This is a genomic window from Streptomyces sp. ITFR-21, from assembly GCF_031844685.1.
Taxonomy (GTDB): Bacteria; Actinomycetota; Actinomycetes; order Streptomycetales; family Streptomycetaceae; genus Actinacidiphila.
In genome coordinates, this window is record NZ_CP134605.1 from 1,112,762 (window position 1) to 1,127,860 (window position 15,099).

Consider the following 15,099-nt stretch of genomic DNA (forward strand, 5'->3'; position numbering starts at 1 on the left):
GATGGACGACAAACGCGCGGTCAGGGTGTCGAGGTTCCTGTCCCTGGTGCTGCGGCACCGGCCGGAGTCGGTGGGTGTGGCGCTCGACGAGGGCGGCTGGGTGGACGTGGACGTGCTGATCGCCGCGTGCGCGGCTCGGGGCCGCGGCTTCTCGCGGGCCGAACTCGACCATGTGGTGGCGACCAACAGCAAGAAGAGGTTCGCCTACTCGGAGGACGGCCGGCGGATCAGGGCCAGCCAGGGGCACTCGGTGGCGGTGGAGCTCGGTCTGCCGGCCACCGCGCCGCCGGCCGTCCTCTACCACGGGACGGCGGCGGCCGCTCTGCCGCGGATCCTGCGGGAGGGGTTGCTGCCGATGGCGCGGCAGGACGTGCACCTGTCGGCGGACGCGGCGACGGCGGTGCGGGTGGGGTCGCGGCACGGCCGTCCGGTGGTGCTGGAGGTGGACGCCGCCGGGCTGGCGGCGGCCGGCCACGGGTTCCGGGTGAGCGCCAACGGCGTATGGCTGACCGACGCGGTGCCGGCCGACCGGATACGGCGGCCGCCGGGGTGATCCGGCGCGCTCGGTCCGGCGGGTCGCCGTGTCCGGCCGGGCCGCGCCCCGCCGCGCCCCACCGCACCGCGCGGGTGTTTCACGGCGTACCGTGGTGCGTGGCCGGGGCGGGCGCGTGACCGGCGCGGTCCGGGCGAGCGGGCGGGTGGTGGGACGGCATGCGGAAGCGGGGTGCGTCGGAGGTCTTCCGGATCTCCGGGGCGCGTACCGGGCTCACCGAGGACGTACGCGGCCGGCAGCGCCGTTACATCGTCTCGATGTCGATCCGTACCGTGTCGGTGATCCTGACCGTGGTGCTGTGGGATGTGGCGCGCCCGGTGGCGTGGGTGATGCTGGTGGTGGGTGCCGCGTTGCCCTACGTGGCGGTGGTGGTGGCCAACGCGGGGCGGGAGAACGCACCGGCGGCGCCGGCCGCGTACGTCCCCCAGCCGGTGCGTCCGGTGCTGGAGGCAACGAAAGCGGAACCCGCGGCGGACCGGCCCGCCGGGCCGGTGACGCCCGGGTCCGAGCCCGCAGAGGGGCCCGACGCGGCCTGATGCCGAACCGGCGGGTGGCCTGCGGCGCAGGGGGCCGGTATGGACCTGTGAAAGCGGACTTCGAAGCTCAAGGGAAGCTCAGATCAATCGTGCGGATACCTCTCCACGGCGGGCTGAGCACGTGACATACTGCGTACGCGCTCCGCATCCCCCGTCGGAGCGACGGACCGACGCCGGGCGGCTCCCCCCGTGGCTGCCCGGCGTCGCCTTGTTCGCCGGCGGGCCGCGCGGCCCTGTTTACTGGGCACTGTGAGCGACGAGAAGCCGATCTGCTCGGCCAAGGGCTGCCGGAGCGCGGCGGTCTGGGTGCTGGTGTGGAACAACCCGAAACTGCACACGCCGGACCGGCGCAAAACCTGGGTGGCGTGCGAGGAGCACCGCGAGCACCTGTCCGGCTTCCTGGGGATGCGCGGCTTCCTCAAGGACGTGGTGGCGCTGGCGGAGTGGGAGCGGTCCGCTGAGCCCCCCACCGCCGGGGATCCGGCGGCGGGGGGCTCAGCCGCCGATCGCTGACATCGGCCGGTCGGGTTGGCGGAACGCCGGGTCGTCCAGGCCCGAGCCCGCCTTCTTGCCCCACATGGCGGCCCTCCAGCGTTCGGCGATCTCCGTGTCGCGGGCGCCGGAGCGCAGTGCGGCGCGCAGGTCGGACTCCTCGCGGGCGAACAGGCAGTTGCGCACCTGGCCGTCGGCGGTCAGCCGGGTACGGTCGCAGGCGCGGCAGAAGGGGCGGGTGACCGAGGCGATCACCCCGACCCGGGCCGGGCCGCCGTCGACCAGCCAGCGTTCGGCGGGCGCGGAGGCGCGGGCCGTCGCGCCTTCCGGGGTGAGGTGGAAGCGGGTGCGCAGGCTGGTCAGGATCTCCTCGGCGGTGACCATGCCGGTCCGCTCCCAGCCGTGCTGGGCGTCCAGCGGCATCTGCTCGATGAAGCGCAGTTCGTAGCCGTGCTCGACGGCCCAGGCCAGCAGGTCGGGGGCCTCGTCGTCGTTGAGGCCGCGCATCAGCACGGTGTTGATCTTCACCGGGGCCAGGCCGGCCGCGGCGGCGGCCCGGAGTCCGGCGAGCACGTCGTGGTGGCGGTCGCGCCGGGTCAGGGTGCGGAAGACCTCGGGGCGCAGGGTGTCCAGCGAGACGTTGACCCGGTCCAGACCCGCCTCGCGCAGTGCGGCGGCGGTCCGGCCCAGCCCGATGCCGTTGCTGGTCAGCGAGAGCCTGGGCCGCGGCTCCAGGGCCGCGCAGGCCGCGACGATGCGGGCCAGGCCGGGGCGGAGCAGGGGTTCGCCGCCGGTGAAGCGCACATCGGTGACGCCGAGGTCGGTGACGGCTATCCGGACCATCCGGACGATCTCGTCGTCGGTGAGCAGGTCGGGCCGGTCGAGCCAGCGCAGACCCTCTTCCGGCATGCAGTACGTGCAGCGCAGGTTGCACCGGTCGGTCAGCGAGACCCGCAGGTCGGTCGCCACCCGCCCGTAGGTGTCCAAAAGCACGGTTCCGCCTCCTTCAGGCGCTCGCGCGCCGGCATTCCCTCCAGCCTATGGCCGCCGCCGGCGGGGACGGGGGCCGCGGGTAGCGCCGCGGCGTACCCGCCGGGTCCCGGGGCCGCCCGCCGGGCCGCACGCCGGCCGCCGGGCGCCGCCCACGACCTGCCATGACCTGCCACCACCACCCGCCACCCACCGCCCGCCACCACCCACCACCCACCACCACCCACCACCCGCCACCCGCCACCGCACCGGGCCGCAGGCCGCCGGCCGTCCGCCGGGCGACAGGCCGCACGCGGACCGTCGACCGTCGCACGCCGCACGTCCCATACCCGCCACTGTGGCCGAACCGTGTCGGCCGGTGGGGAATTCCGGGCGTTCTCCGAGGTTCGCCTGCTGCCGGGCCAGCCCGGACGCTAGTTTCGCTGGTCATGCACTCGTCCAAAGGCAACCCCGCCGCCGGACGAGGACACCGGACGAATGGAGACCCCCCCATGCCTCCGCTCCCCCGGCCGCGCCGCCGCGCACTCGCGGCCACCGCCGGCCTGGTACTGACCGCCGCCCTCGCCGTACTGCCGGGCACGGCCTCCGCGCACACCCCCACCGCGCCGGGCCCCCGCGTCGACGGGCCGCTGCTGTCGTACGTGGTGAACACCGGGACCCGCCCCGGCACGCTGAGATCAGTGGAACACGCGATCGGGCGGGCCGGCGGCCAGGTGGTGATCGCCTACGACCGGATCGGTGTGATCGTCGTGCACTCCGCCAACCCGGACTTCGCGGCCACCCTCCGGCACACGCCCGGCGTGCAGAGCGCCGGCGCCACCAGGACCGCCGCGATCGCCCCCGCCACCACCACCCAGCTGGGCACGCCGCAGAAGCTGACCGCCGCCCAGGTCGCCCAGGTTGGCGCGAAGGCCGCGCCCGGCCAGGAGCCGCTGGAGGCCGACCAGTGGGACCTGCGGGCCATCCGCGCCGACCGCGCGGCCGCGGTCGACCCGGGCAGCCGCAAGGTGACCGTCGGCATCATCGACACCGGTGTGGACGACACCCACGAGGACCTGGCGGCCAACTTCTCCGCCGCCCAGTCCGCGAACTGCGTGGGCGGCGTCGCCGACACCTCGCCGGGCGCCTGGCGGCCCTACGACCCGGCGGCCGACTACCACGGCACGCACGTCGCCGGTGAGATCGCCGCCGCCCGCAACGGCATCGGCGTCGCCGGGGTCGCGCCCAACGTGAAGATCGCCGCGATCAAGGTGAGCGAGCCCGGCACCGAGCTGTTCTACCCCGAAAGCGTCGTCTGCGCCTTCGTGTTCGCCGCCGACCACGGCATCGCGGTGACCAACAACAGCTACTACATCGACCCCTGGCTCTACAACTGCCTGAACGACCCCGACCAGCGGGCCATCGTGGACGCGGTCGAGCGCGCCGCCGACTACTCCGCCCGCAAGGGCGTGCTCAACGTCGCCGCCGCGGGCAACAGCGACGACGACCTCGCCTCGCACGCGCTGACCGACGACTCCAGTCCCGACGACGGCACCGCGGTGACCCGGACCGTCGACCCGCACACCTGCTGGGACCTGCCGACCCAGCTCCCCGGGGTCGTCACGGTCGCGGCGACCGGCGTGCAGAACCTCAAGTCGTACTACTCCAGTTACGGGCTGGGCGTAATCGACGTGGCCGCGCCCGGCGGCGACAGCCACCAGATCCCGGCCACCCCGTCCGGCAACGGCCGCATCCTGTCCACCCTGCCCGGCAACACGTACGGCTACCTGCAGGGCACGTCGATGGCCACCCCGCACGTGGTCGCGGTCGCCGCGCTCGTCAAGAGCCACCACCCGCACGCGACCCCGGCCCAGGTGCAGGCGCTGCTCAAGGCCGAGGCGGACAACCCGGGCTGCCCGACCGGGTTCTACGACCCGGACGGCAACGGCGTGCAGGACGCCACCTGCACCGGATCGCGGCGGTTCAACAGCTTCTACGGTGCCGGGATCGTGGACGCGCTGGACGCGGTCACCAAGTGACCGCTGCCAAGTGACCGCCACCGGATGACCGGCGCCGGATGACCCGGCGCCGGATGACCCGGCAGTCGTCGGCGTACCGCCTCCAGGGCCCCACCGGGCGCCGGGGGCGGTACGGCTCCCGGGGCCGGCGCGGGGGGCCGGTGGGCGCCCGCCCCGGGGTCGGGAGAAGGCGCGCGGAGCGGGCGCCGAGGAGCCGCGGGAGCGGTCCCGGCGGCTTCCCCGCCCCCTCGGCCGGCCGCCCACCGGTCCTTCCGGCAGGTCCCCGACCGGCAGTTGGCGGAGCCCGTGCCCGCGCTGTCGGTGGCGGCCCTTATCCTCGGTGACCATGCTGGACGAAACGACCGAGCCGCCCGCCGCCTTCGGCGGCGGGACCTCCCTGCCCGCCCCGTGGCCCGACGGATACCCCGAGGGCTACGCGGTGGTCGACGTGGAGACCACCGGACTCGGCAAGGACGACCGGATCGTCTCCGCGGCCGTCTACCGGCTGGACGCCCGCGGTGAGGTCGAGGACCACTGGTACTCGCCGGTCAACCCGCAGCGCGACCCGGGCCCGGTCTGGATCCACGGGCTGACCGGCGCGATGCTCGCCGACGCGCCGCTCTTCCCGGAGGTCGCCGGTGAGCTGGCCGGGCGGCTGGCCGGGCGGGTGCTGGTGGCGCACAACGCGGTTTTCGACTGGTCGATGCTGGCCAGGGAGTACGCGCGGGCCGGGTCGGCGGCGCCGGTCGAGCACCGGCTGTGCACGATCGTGCTGGCCAAGGCGCTGGGGCTGCCGCTGGCCAACCACAAGCTGGAGTCGCTGGCCGCGCACTACGGGGTGGTGCAGCGGCGCGCCCACCACGCGCTGGACGACGCCCGGGTGCTGGCCGAGGCGTTCCGGCCGAGCCTGCACCTGGCCGCCGCGGCCGGGCTGCCGCTGCCGCTGCACGCCTGCCGGCCGCTGACCGAGTGGGTGGACTCCGCCGCGACCGCCCCGGCGACCGCCGCCGCGCAGCTGCCCGAGCCGCGGTACGGCCGCGTGTACGGGTCGGGGTACCGCACCTGGCGCCCGGCCCGCAGGCGCCCGCCCTGCCCGTACCCCAACCCGGGCCCGCTGGCGCCGGGCGGCCCGCTGATCCAGGGCATGCGGGTCGCCTTCTCGGGGGACACCGGCATAGACCGGGAGCTGCTGGAGGACCGCGCCACCGACGCCGGCCTGCACGTCGCCACCTCGGTCAGCCGCCGTACCAGCCTGCTGGTCACCAACGACCCGGACGCGGCGACCGCCAAGTCGGCGAGGTCCCGGGAGTTCGGGACCCCGGTGATCGACGAGCGCCGGTTCGCCGAGCTCCTCAAGGCGGTCCAGCCCGCCCCCGGGGTCCACGGCTGACGTCCGTCCGGGTGATACCGCCGGCCCGGCCCGCGAGCTGTGTTGCCCTCCGGTGGGGCGGATCGCAGCCTGTGCGTCATGGCACGTTGTGAGGTCTGCGGAAACGACTACGTGATGAGCTTCGAGGTCCACACCCAGGGGGTGGTCCACGTGTTCGACAGCTTCGAGTGCGCCATCCACCGGCTGGCCCCGGTCTGCGAGCACTGCCGGGTCCGTATCGTCGGCCACGGCGTGGAGTCCGGCGGCCACTGGTACTGCGGCGGCCACTGCGCCCGAGCGGAGGGCTCCGCCGGCATCGTGGACAGGCTCGGGTCCTCGACCCCCGCGTGACGCCTACGGCAGGTGGCCCGGACACGGCAGGGCGGCCCCGCCACACCGGTAACGACCCGCGCCCCCGTCGAGGCCCATCGCGTGGTTCCCCGCGCCCCTGACGGGCTGCCGGCCGACCCACAGGCACCCCAACCACCAAAGCCGCGTCCATACCGCCGACGGCAACACACCAGGGGCGCGGGGAACCGCGCGCGCAACCCACCACCGGCCGAAGGGCCGGACACGACAGGAGCGCCGCAGCGGTGGCGGGGGCGTGCCGAGCCCCGGGGTCATCGCCGCTCGGCGCGAAGGTGCCGTCGGGATCGGGGGGAACGTGGCACTGGCGCTCCGATCATCCGGCGTGCACGCTGGGACGTCTGACCACCGGCCGGCCGGCGGGACCGGCCCCGACGAAGGCGGCGAGGCGGAACGTGCCAGGACCCATCGAGGACTACGCGATCATCGGCGATCTGCAGACCGCCGCCCTGGTGGGCCCGGACGGCTCCATCGACTGGCTGTGCCTGCCGCGCTTCGACTCCGCCGCCTGCTTCGCCGCGCTGCTCGGCGACCCGGACAACGGCCGCTGGCGGCTCGCGCCGCGCGGCGCCAAGCGGTGCGCCCGGCGCAGCTACCGCGGCGACACCCTGGTCCTCGACACGTTCTGGCAGACCCCGACCGGCACCGTGAAGGTCACCGACTTCATGCCGCAGCGCGACCACGCGCCCGACCTGATCCGGATCGTGGAGGGGGTGGCCGGCGAGGTCGTGATGCGCGGCGAGCTGGCGCTGCGCTTCGACTACGGCAGCGTGGTGCCGTGGGTGCGCCACACCGACGGCTACCGGGTGGCGGTCGCCGGACCGGACTCGGTGTGGCTGCGCGCCGAGCCCGCCGTGCTGATGTACGGCCGGAACATGCGCACGTACGCCGACTTCACGGTCGCCGCGGGCGAGAAGGTCGCGTTCATACTGACCTGGCACCCCTCGCACGAGAAGCTGCCGCGCCGGGCGGAGGACCCGTACCAGGCGCTCCGGCACTGCCTGGACGACTGGGACGCCTGGTCGGCGCGGTGCGTCTACGAGGGCCCCTGGCGGTCCGCGGTGCTGCGTTCGATGATCACCCTGAAGGCGCTGACCTACGCGCCCACCGGTGCGATCGCCGCCGCCGCGACGACCTCGCTGCCGGAGGAGATCGGCGGGGTGCGCAACTGGGACTACCGCTACTGCTGGCTGCGGGACGCCGCCCTCACGCTGAACGCGCTGATCTCCGGCGGCTTCCTGCAGGAGGCGCACGCATGGCGGGACTGGCTGCTGCGGGCGGTGGCCGGGGACCCGGCGGATCTGCAGATCATGTACGGCATCTCGGGCGAGCGGCGGCTGCCGGAGTACGAGGTGCCGTGGCTGGCGGGCTACGAGGGCTCCGCGCCGGTGCGGGTCGGCAACGCCGCCGCCGGCCAGCTCCAGCTCGACGTGTACGGCGAGGTGCTGGACTGCCTGCACCTGGCCCGGCAGCGCGGCCTGGACGACGTGGCGCACGCCTGGAGCCTGCAGCGGGCCCTGATGGACTTCCTGGAGTCCAAGTGGCGCGAGCCGGACGAGGGCCTGTGGGAGGTACGCGGCGGGCGGCGGCACTTCGTGCACTCCAAGGTGATGGCGTGGGTGGCCGCCGACCGGGCGGTGCGTACCGTCCAGGCGCATCCCCGGCTCAAGGGCGATGTGGACCGGTGGCGTTCGATGCGGGCGCAGGTGCACGCCGAGGTCTGCGAGAAGGGCTACGACCCGGTGCGCAACACCTTCACCCAGTCGTACGGCTCCGCCGAGCTGGACGCGGCGACGCTGCTGATCCCGCAGGTGGGTTTCCTGCCGCCGACCGACCGGCGGGTGCTGGGCACGGTGGCGGCGGTGCGCGAGGAGCTGGACCACGGCGGCTTCGTCCGCCGCTACTCCCCGCGGGCCGGGGCGGTGGACGGGCTGCCGGGCACCGAGGGCGCGTTCCTGGCCTGCTCGTTCTGGCTGGCGGACGCCCTGCATGTCACCGGCCGCGAGGACGAGGCGGTGGAACTGTTCGAGCGGCTGCTGGCGGTGCGCAACGACGTGGGGCTGCTGGCCGAGGAGTGGGACCCGGTGGCGGGCCGTCAGCTCGGCAACTTCCCGCAGGCGTTCAGCCATGTCGGGCTGGTGAACACCGCGCTCACCCTGTCCGGGTCCCGGGGCCGGATCGCGACCAGTTGACCGCCTTCGGGCGAGGCGGTGCGCCGGCGGCCGGCGGACCGGGACCGCGCCCGCGCCGCGTCCGGGCGGCGGGCGGCGGGCGGCGGCGGAAAGGCCGCGGGCGGCGGCGGAAGGCCGGTGGCGGAGAGGCGCCCGAAGGGCTCAGCTGACCCGCCGGGCGCGGTGCCGGACCGCCCGCAGCCGCGCCTCGGCGGGGAGTTCGTCCAGCCCGGCCGAGGCGCGGGCGTGGGCCAGCACCTCCCCGTCCAGGCCGGCGACGACGTCCTGCGGGGTGGCGTGCGGGGCCAGGCCGAGGACGAGCCGGGCGCTGGGGGTGCCGCGCCGCGCGACGAGCGTCGCGCCGGCCCACTCCACGCCGTCGTACGCCTCCGACTCGGCGGTCAGCACGCTCTCCAGCGCCCGGCCTCGGATCTGCGCGCCCTGGCCGTCGCCGCTGTCGACGGCCAGCTGCCGCAGCCGCTTGGTGCGGGCCTGGGCCAGCAGCCACCACAGGGCGACCAGGAAGACCACGCCGAGGGCCGCGATGACCACCGGCCACCACCAGTCGTGCGAGCGGTAGCGGGTCCGGTCGTGGGCCGTGAGCAGGACGTCCTTGGGGCCGGTGAACGGCCACGCGGAGGGCAGCGTGAAGTCCCAGTGGCGTTGCAGGTCCAGGCCGCCGATCAGGACGGCCAGGCCCAGTGCCAGCAGCACCAGGCCGGTGACGGCGAGCAGGACCCGGTTGACCGTGGTGCGCATCGGCCTTCTCCTCACGCCTTCTTCTCGGCGCGCTGGACGCGCAGCCGCAGGTGGGGTGGTCTGGCCAGGCCGAGCTGCCGGACCGCCTGCTCCAGGGCCGCGGACAGGTCCGCCCGTACGTCGTCCAGTTCGCGGAAGTGCGAGGTGGCGCGGGCCCTGATCCGGCGGCGGCCGACGGCCACCTGGGCCCAGCGGACGCCGGAGACCTCCATCGCCCGGTCGCGCAGGACGAGTTCGGCCGCGTGCCGGTCGAGGCCGGCCCGCACGCCGGACGGGCCGCGCCGGGCCATCGGCAGCACCCCGCGCTCACCGGGGGTGAGCGCGAGCGCCAGCAGCCACAGGCCGACCACCGCGCACACCGCGGCTCCGACGATGATCCAGACGTTGTCCAGGTGCCGGGTGGCGAGTTGGTCGGCGAGGGTGTGCCGCCAGCTCATGGCCTTGCGGTCGGCGCGGACCGACGCCACGTCGTAGAGGAACAGTCCGGACAGCGCGAGGACCGCGGCGGCGGTGATCGCGGCGGGGATCCGGCGGCCGGACCAGAAGCGCTTGACGCGGGCCGCGTCGCGCTCGCCGGCGGCGGCCGGGTAGCGGAGGCTGCCGGCGGGTCCGGCCGGCCGGTCCGGGCCGACCGCGGTGCCCGGCGCCCGGCCCGGCCCGCTGTCCGGGCCGGGCTCCGGAGCCGCAGTGGTGTCGCTCACCGCACCCTCCCCTCCTCATTGCGGCGGGCGGTCGCCGAGTGCAGCCGCTCGATCTCGACGGCCACCTCGGGGACCGCCATACCGGTCATCGCCTCGACCCGGCCGGTGACGTGGCGGCGGACCGACGCGCTCACCGAGCCCAGGTCGGCGGGGTAGCCGAGTTCGAGGGTGAGCCGCAGCCGGGCGGTGTTGCGGCGGACCGACACCGTGGCGTGCGGTGCGGCCTCAGGCGGCACCAGTTCCGCGCCGGGCGCGGTGGCGAGCACCTCGGTGGCCGCGTGGGCGGCGATCCTGGCGATCACCCGGTCCGCGATCCGCAGCGACCCGCGGTCCGCCGGCGGCAGCTGCGCGGGAACGGCCGGTGCCGCCATCAGCGCCGCCGCTCGCGGTCACGGTCCCGGGACCGGAAGAACTCTCCCGGTTCGAGGTCGCCGTCGATGAACTTCCCCACCACGAAGCCGACCGCGCCCAGCGCCGCCACCAGCAGGAAGGCCCCGAACCCGCCGAAGTATCCGGCGAAGCCGAGTGCCATTCCGACGACCAGGCCGATCACCGCCATGTTCATCCCGAGCTCTCCGTCCCCTTGTTCCTGCCCGGCCGCACGTGCCGTGCGGCGCCGTCGATGCCGTTCGCGTTACTGGACCCGTGTCTCACGGTCGTCCTCGTCGTCCTCGTCGGGCAGTTTCACGTCGCCGACGGCGACGTTGACCTCGACCACTTCCAGGCCGGTCATCCGCTCCACCGCGGCGATCACGTTCTCCCGCACCGCGCGGGCGACCTCCACGATGGAGACGCCGTACTCGACCACGATGTCGAGGTCCAGCGCGGTCTGCACCTCGCCGACCTCGGCCTTGACCCCGCGGCTCACCGAGGTCCGGCCGCCCGGCACCCGGTCGCGGACCGCGCCGAAGGTACGGGACAGGCCGGTGCCCATGGCGTGCACCCCCACCACGTCCCGGGCGGCGAGCCCGGCGATCTTCTCCACCACGCCGTCGGCGATGGTGGTCCGGCCGCGGGTGGCGGGGTCGCCGAGGGCCTTGCGGCCGGCGGCTCCGACCGCGCTTTTCTCCAGTGTCCGTCCCTCGGCCGGATATGACGATCCGTCCGTCTCCGGCCTGCCGTGCTGTGCGTCCGTCATCGCGAGTCGTCCCTCCGTCTGCGCTGCTCCGTGTCCCACACTAGGTGGACGTGCCCCGAAGTGCGCTCGGGATGCGGCCGAAGGGTACCGCCGGCCCCCAGAAGGGTGGTCGGCCACGGAAGGGTGGCACCTGGTGACCATGGACCGACTGACCCGGACCGTACGGGAGCAGACCGCTCTGGGACGGCTGCTTCCCCTGGGCGGGCCGGGGGACACGGCGTGGATCACCGAGAGCGCCGCTGTGCTGGTGCTGCGGCGGGCGGCCGACGGGCTGCCCGGGGTGCGGCTACGGGAGGCCGGGGTGCACCTTGTCGACTGGGAGGTGGCCGATGTCCCGGCGGCGGCCCCGGTGGGCGCGCTGCCGCATCGGCCGGTACGGGTGGAGGCGGCCTTCGAGGCGGCGGCGGACGAGCCGCTGCCGCTGACCGCCCAGCGGCTGCGGGACACCCTGTGGGACGCGGCGACGGCCGGTCTCGGGCTGGCCGTGACGGCGGTGGACCTGCGGATCACCGGGCTGCTGCCGGACGGGCCGGCGGCGCCGGCGGCGGCCGAGGTGCTCGAAGGGGTCGTCGTGCCGGACCCGGAGGAGGGCCCGGTGTCCGCGCGGTCCGGCCCGGCGGCGGCGGTCGGCGCCGCGGCACTGGCCGTTCCCGGCGTCCAGCGCCTCAGCAGACGGCCGACGGGCCTCGGTCCGGGGGTCAGGGTCCGCGACGTCCCCGCGGACGCTCCGACGGCCCGTCACGTGCAGGTGCGGATCGCCGTCGCGCCCGGCTACGTGGCGCTGGCCGTCGCGCGGGCGGTGGCCGCGGCCGTCACCGCGGCCGCCGGTCCCGGGGCGCCGGGAGCGGTGGCCGCGGCGGTGGTGGTGACGGCGGCGGGCTGACCGCCGCGGGCCGCACGGGGCCGTCGGCTACTCCCCCAGCCCCGCCAGGTCGCGCAGCCGGCGGCCCTGGGCCGCGCGCTCGGCCGCGTACTGCTGGGGCTCGGTGCGGGTCAGGGCGCCGCGCAGCAGGCTCTTGGTCTCGTTGACGGCGTCGCGGGGGGCGGCCAGCAGCGCGGCGGTCAGGTCGGCGACGGCGGCGCCGAGTTCGGCGGCGGGGACGACGAGGTTGGCCAGGCCGGTCCGGCCGGCCTCCTCGGCGTGCACGAAGCGGCCGGTGGCGCACAGCTCAAGGGCGCGGGCGTAGCCGAGGAGTTCCACCAGCGGCTTGGTGCCGGTAAGGTCGGGGACCAGGCCGAGGCTGGGTTCGCGCATCGCGAACTGCGCGTCGTCCGCGCAGATCCGCAGGTCGCAGGCGAGGGCCAGTTGGAAGCCGGCGCCGATGGCATGACCCTGGACAGCGGCGACCGTGATGATGTCGGTGCGCCGCCACCAGGTGAACGCCTCCTGGTACTCGGTGATGACCGCGTCGAGCTCCGCCTCCGAGCCCCGGGCGAGGTCCAGGAACGAGGGCTCGCCGTCGAAGCCCTCGGGCGTGAACGCCTGTCGGTCGAGCCCCGCGGAGAAGGAGATCCCTTCCCCGCGCAGCACCACGATCCGCACCTGGCCGGGCACCAGCCGTCCCGCCTCGGTCAGCGCCCGCCACAGGGCGGGCGACTGCGCGTTGCGCTTGGCCGGATTGCACAAGGTCACGTAAGCGACGGAGTCGTCGACGGTGAGCCGCACCCCGTCGCGTTCGAGCAGGGTGTTGTCTTCGGGCATCGGGAACCTCCGAGCGGACCACGGACATGATTACCGAAGAGTAACCACCGGGGTCCGGCGGACGCGCCCGGCCCCTCCCGGGATCAGGCCGCGGTGGCCTTCTTGCCCCGTGTCGCCCCGCCGCGTCCGCGCAGGGTCACGCCGGACTCGCTGAGCATCCGGTGCACGAATCCATAGGACCGGCCTGTTTCCTCGGCCAGCGCCCGGATGCTCGCACCGGAGTCGTACTTCTTCTTCAGGTCTGCCGCGAGCTTCTCGCGCGCGGCGCCGGTCACCCGGCTGCCCTTCTTCAGAGTCTCGGCCACCCGTGCCTCCTCTAGGGAAGTGCGCTATGGAACTCTCATGATCACCCCTAAGGGCGTTCCTGGCCACCCATTCGACAAGGTCCATCACCCGACATTCGCCCGGTGAATGCCGTGATAGCGCCCGTGGAAGGCGGCCGGCGACCAATTCGTGCCGGGCAAATTCCGGCCGAAGATGGGGCTGTGGGGAATACGGGCAGGTCAGCCGTGGTTCGTAAGGAGTTTGCCGACGTCACACCACTGATCACCGCGCGGCCCGGCCGCCGCCGGGCGTCCAGGACGCCGGTACCAGCCGGGCTCATGCAGATGACGGATCAACGATGGGCCGAATGATCGAACCGGCGTGATCCCCGGGGCGCCGACGCCCCGGGGACCGTCCGGGCGCTCGGGCGCTCAGGCGAGCGCGACCAGGTCGACGTAGTCCTGGCCCCACAGGTCCTCCACGCCGTCCGGCAGCAGGATGATCCGCTCCGGCTGGAGCGCCTCCACCGCGCCCTCGTCGTGCGTCACCAGGACCACCGCGCCGGTGAAGGTGTGCAGCGCGCCGAGGATCTCCTCGCGGCTGGCCGGGTCGAGGTTGTTGGTCGGCTCGTCCAGCAGCAGCACGTTGGCGCTGGAGGACACCAGCGCGGCCAGCGCCAGCCGGGTCTTCTCGCCGCCGGACAGCACACCCGCCGGCTTGTCGACGTCGTCGCCGGAGAACAGGAACGAGCCCAGGATCCTGCGGATCTCGACCAGGTCGGTGTCGGGCGCGGCGGACCGCATGTTCTCCAGCACCGTCCGCTCCGGGTCCAGCGTCTCGTGCTCCTGCGCGTAGTAGCCGAGCTTGAGGCCGTGGCCGGGGGTGACCTCGCCGGTGTCGGCCTTCTCCACCCCGGCCAGCAGCCGCAGCAGCGTGGTCTTGCCGGCGCCGTTGAGCCCCAGGATGACCACGCGGGAGCCGCGGTCGATGGCCAGGTCGACGTCGGTGAAGATCTCCAGCGAGCCGTAGGACTTCGACAGGCCGCTCGCCACCAGCGGGGTCTTGCCGCAGGGCGCGGGGTCCGGGAAGCGCAGCTTGGCGACCTTGTCCGACTGCCGGACCGCCTCCAGGCCCGACAGCAGCTTCTCCGCGCGGCGCGCCATGTTCTGCGCGGCGACCGTCTTCGTGGCCTTGGCGCGCATCTTGTCGGCCTGGGAATTCAGCGCGGCGGCCTTCTTCTCGGCATTCGCCCGCTCCCGCCTGCGGCGCTTCTCGTCGGCTTCCCGCTGCTGCTGGTAAAGCTTCCAGCCCATGTTGTAGACGTCGATCTGGGAGCGGTTGGCGTCGAGGTAGAAGACCTTGTTGACGACCGTCTCGATGAGGTTCACGTCGTGGGAGATGACGATGAAACCGCCGCGGTACGTCTTCAGGTAGTCGCGCAGCCAGGCGATGGAGTCCGCGTCCAGGTGGTTGGTCGGCTCGTCGAGCAGCAGCGTGTCGGCGTCGGAGAACAGGATGCGGGCCAGCTCCACCCGGCGCCGCTGGCCGCCGGACAGGGTGTGCAGCTGCTGGCCGAGCACCCGGTCGGGCAGGCCCAGCGCGGCGGCGATGGTGGCCGCCTCCGCCTCGGCGGCGTACCCGCCCTTGGTGAGGAATTCCGTTTCCAGCCGCGAGTATTTCTTCATCGCGTTTTCCTGGGTGGCGCCTTTTCCGTTGGCCATCCGCTCCTCGTTCTCCCGCATCTTGCGCAGGACGGTGTCGAGGCCGCGGGCGGACAGGATCCGGTCGCTGGCGACGGTCTCCAGGTCGCCGGTGCGCGGGTCCTGCGGAAGGTAGCCGACCTCACCACTGCGGGTGACGGTGCCGGCGGCGGGCTGGCCCTCGCCGGCCAGCACCTTGGTGAGGGTGGTCTTGCCGGCTCCGTTGCGGCCGACCAGGCCGATGCGGTCGCCCTTGGCGACGCGGAAGGAGGCGGACTCGATGAGGACGCGGGCGCCGGCGCGCAGTTCGACGGCGGAGGCAGTGATCACGGAAGAGCTCCTGGACGGGACGGGACGACGG

17 protein-coding genes are annotated in these 15,099 nt (G+C 74.3%); 8 read left to right on the forward strand and 9 right to left on the reverse strand.

The window, feature by feature from the left end; all coding sequences use genetic code 11:
• Position 1 precedes the first annotated feature (1 nt).
• The 3 genes from RLT57_RS05015 to RLT57_RS05025 all read left to right on the forward strand — a co-directional run bounded on the left by RLT57_RS05015 (position 2) and on the right by RLT57_RS05025 (position 1,602).
• Positions 2–553, forward strand: coding sequence for an RNA 2'-phosphotransferase (locus RLT57_RS05015; RefSeq protein ID WP_311296144.1), 552 nt, complete (start codon positions 2–4; stop codon positions 551–553).
• 158 nt (positions 554–711) lie between these two features.
• Positions 712–1,089, forward strand: a complete 378-nt coding sequence (locus RLT57_RS05020) for a DUF3099 domain-containing protein (RefSeq protein WP_311296145.1) — start codon at positions 712–714, stop codon at positions 1,087–1,089.
• Positions 1,090–1,338: 249 nt separating this feature from the next.
• Positions 1,339–1,602 carry a hypothetical protein gene (locus RLT57_RS05025; RefSeq protein ID WP_311296146.1) on the forward strand — a complete coding sequence of 88 codons (264 nt, stop codon included), beginning with the start codon at positions 1,339–1,341 and terminating at the stop codon, positions 1,600–1,602.
• Here the strand turns inward: RLT57_RS05025 and moaA are convergent.
• Complete coding sequence (gene moaA / locus RLT57_RS05030) at positions 1,585–2,574, reverse strand: GTP 3',8-cyclase MoaA (RefSeq protein ID WP_311296147.1); 990 nt, start codon at positions 2,572–2,574, stop codon at positions 1,585–1,587. The genes RLT57_RS05025 and moaA overlap by 18 nt on opposite strands.
• Positions 2,575–3,062: 488 nt before the next feature.
• Here moaA and RLT57_RS05035 point away from each other — a divergent pair, with 488 nt between their 5' ends.
• From RLT57_RS05035 to RLT57_RS05050, 4 genes are all read left to right on the forward strand, one after another.
• Positions 3,063–4,589: a S8 family serine peptidase gene (locus RLT57_RS05035; protein WP_311296148.1), complete on the forward strand. Its 1,527-nt coding sequence runs from the start codon at positions 3,063–3,065 to the stop codon at positions 4,587–4,589.
• A gap of 325 nt (positions 4,590–4,914) precedes the next feature.
• Positions 4,915–5,958: a DEDDh family exonuclease gene (locus tag RLT57_RS05040; RefSeq protein WP_311296149.1), complete on the forward strand. Its 1,044-nt coding sequence runs from the start codon at positions 4,915–4,917 to the stop codon at positions 5,956–5,958.
• A 78-nt stretch (positions 5,959–6,036) separates the two neighbouring features.
• The gene (locus tag RLT57_RS05045) at positions 6,037–6,288 is read left to right on the forward strand and encodes a hypothetical protein (RefSeq protein ID WP_311296150.1); all 252 of its coding nucleotides are present in this window, start codon (positions 6,037–6,039) and stop codon (positions 6,286–6,288) included.
• A gap of 410 nt (positions 6,289–6,698) precedes the next feature.
• Complete coding sequence (locus RLT57_RS05050) at positions 6,699–8,495, forward strand: glycoside hydrolase family 15 protein (protein WP_311296151.1); 1,797 nt, start codon at positions 6,699–6,701, stop codon at positions 8,493–8,495.
• 141 nt (positions 8,496–8,636) lie between these two features.
• Here the strand turns inward: RLT57_RS05050 and amaP are convergent, their stop codons facing one another.
• The 5 genes from amaP to RLT57_RS05075 form a co-directional block, all read right to left on the reverse strand.
• Complete coding sequence (gene amaP, locus RLT57_RS05055; RefSeq protein WP_311296152.1) at positions 8,637–9,233, reverse strand: alkaline shock response membrane anchor protein AmaP; 597 nt, start codon at positions 9,231–9,233, stop codon at positions 8,637–8,639.
• Positions 9,234–9,244: 11 nt separating this feature from the next.
• Entirely contained in the window at positions 9,245–9,934 is a 690-nt protein-coding gene (locus RLT57_RS05060) for a DUF6286 domain-containing protein (protein WP_311296153.1), read from the reverse strand.
• Positions 9,931–10,305 carry an Asp23/Gls24 family envelope stress response protein gene (locus RLT57_RS05065; protein WP_311296154.1) on the reverse strand — a complete coding sequence of 125 codons (375 nt, stop codon included), beginning with the start codon at positions 10,303–10,305 and terminating at the stop codon, positions 9,931–9,933. The genes RLT57_RS05060 and RLT57_RS05065 overlap by 4 nt, the downstream gene beginning before the upstream one ends.
• Entirely contained in the window at positions 10,305–10,499 is a 195-nt protein-coding gene (locus tag RLT57_RS05070; RefSeq protein ID WP_311296155.1) for a hypothetical protein, read from the reverse strand. The genes RLT57_RS05065 and RLT57_RS05070 overlap by 1 nt, the downstream gene beginning before the upstream one ends.
• 69 nt (positions 10,500–10,568) lie before the next feature.
• Positions 10,569–11,072: an Asp23/Gls24 family envelope stress response protein gene (locus tag RLT57_RS05075; RefSeq protein WP_311296156.1), complete on the reverse strand. Its 504-nt coding sequence runs from the start codon at positions 11,070–11,072 to the stop codon at positions 10,569–10,571.
• Positions 11,073–11,211: 139 nt separating this feature from the next.
• Between RLT57_RS05075 and RLT57_RS05080 the strand changes: the two genes are divergently transcribed.
• Positions 11,212–11,955, forward strand: coding sequence for a nucleopolyhedrovirus P10 family protein (locus RLT57_RS05080; protein WP_311300580.1), 744 nt, complete (start codon positions 11,212–11,214; stop codon positions 11,953–11,955).
• Between the two features lie 27 nt (positions 11,956–11,982).
• Here RLT57_RS05080 and RLT57_RS05085 read toward each other — a convergent pair whose 3' ends face one another.
• The 3 genes from RLT57_RS05085 to RLT57_RS05095 all read right to left on the reverse strand — a co-directional run bounded on the left by RLT57_RS05085 (position 11,983) and on the right by RLT57_RS05095 (position 15,068).
• On the reverse strand, positions 11,983–12,774 hold the full coding sequence (locus RLT57_RS05085) for an enoyl-CoA hydratase/isomerase family protein (RefSeq protein WP_311296157.1): 792 nt from the start codon (positions 12,772–12,774) through the stop codon (positions 11,983–11,985).
• Positions 12,775–12,857: 83 nt separating this feature from the next.
• Positions 12,858–13,079, reverse strand: coding sequence for a helix-turn-helix domain-containing protein (locus RLT57_RS05090; RefSeq protein ID WP_177246478.1), 222 nt, complete (start codon positions 13,077–13,079; stop codon positions 12,858–12,860).
• A 390-nt stretch (positions 13,080–13,469) separates the two neighbouring features.
• Positions 13,470–15,068 carry an ABC-F family ATP-binding cassette domain-containing protein gene (locus RLT57_RS05095; protein ID WP_311296158.1) on the reverse strand — a complete coding sequence of 533 codons (1,599 nt, stop codon included), beginning with the start codon at positions 15,066–15,068 and terminating at the stop codon, positions 13,470–13,472.
• Positions 15,069–15,099 lie beyond the last annotated feature (31 nt).

Excerpts from the sequence above, each read along its gene's own strand:
- RLT57_RS05015 (WP_311296144.1), top strand. The coding sequence starts at position 2 with ATGGACGACAAACGCGCGGTCAGGGTGTCGAGGTTCCTGTCCCTGGTG.
- RLT57_RS05020 (WP_311296145.1), top strand. The coding sequence starts at position 712 with ATGCGGAAGCGGGGTGCGTCGGAGGTCTTCCGGATCTCCGGGGCGCGT.
- RLT57_RS05035 (WP_311296148.1), top strand. The coding sequence starts at position 3,063 with ATGCCTCCGCTCCCCCGGCCGCGCCGCCGCGCACTCGCGGCCACCGCC.
- RLT57_RS05040 (WP_311296149.1), top strand. The coding sequence starts at position 4,915 with ATGCTGGACGAAACGACCGAGCCGCCCGCCGCCTTCGGCGGCGGGACC.
- RLT57_RS05045 (WP_311296150.1), top strand. The coding sequence starts at position 6,037 with ATGGCACGTTGTGAGGTCTGCGGAAACGACTACGTGATGAGCTTCGAG.
- amaP (WP_311296152.1), bottom strand. The coding sequence starts at position 9,233 with ATGCGCACCACGGTCAACCGGGTCCTGCTCGCCGTCACCGGCCTGGTG.
- RLT57_RS05065 (WP_311296154.1), bottom strand. The coding sequence starts at position 10,305 with ATGGCGGCACCGGCCGTTCCCGCGCAGCTGCCGCCGGCGGACCGCGGG.
- RLT57_RS05070 (WP_311296155.1), bottom strand. The coding sequence starts at position 10,499 with ATGAACATGGCGGTGATCGGCCTGGTCGTCGGAATGGCACTCGGCTTC.
- RLT57_RS05075 (WP_311296156.1), bottom strand. The coding sequence starts at position 11,072 with ATGACGGACGCACAGCACGGCAGGCCGGAGACGGACGGATCGTCATAT.
- RLT57_RS05080 (WP_311300580.1), top strand. The coding sequence starts at position 11,212 with ATGGACCGACTGACCCGGACCGTACGGGAGCAGACCGCTCTGGGACGG.
- RLT57_RS05085 (WP_311296157.1), bottom strand. The coding sequence starts at position 12,774 with ATGCCCGAAGACAACACCCTGCTCGAACGCGACGGGGTGCGGCTCACC.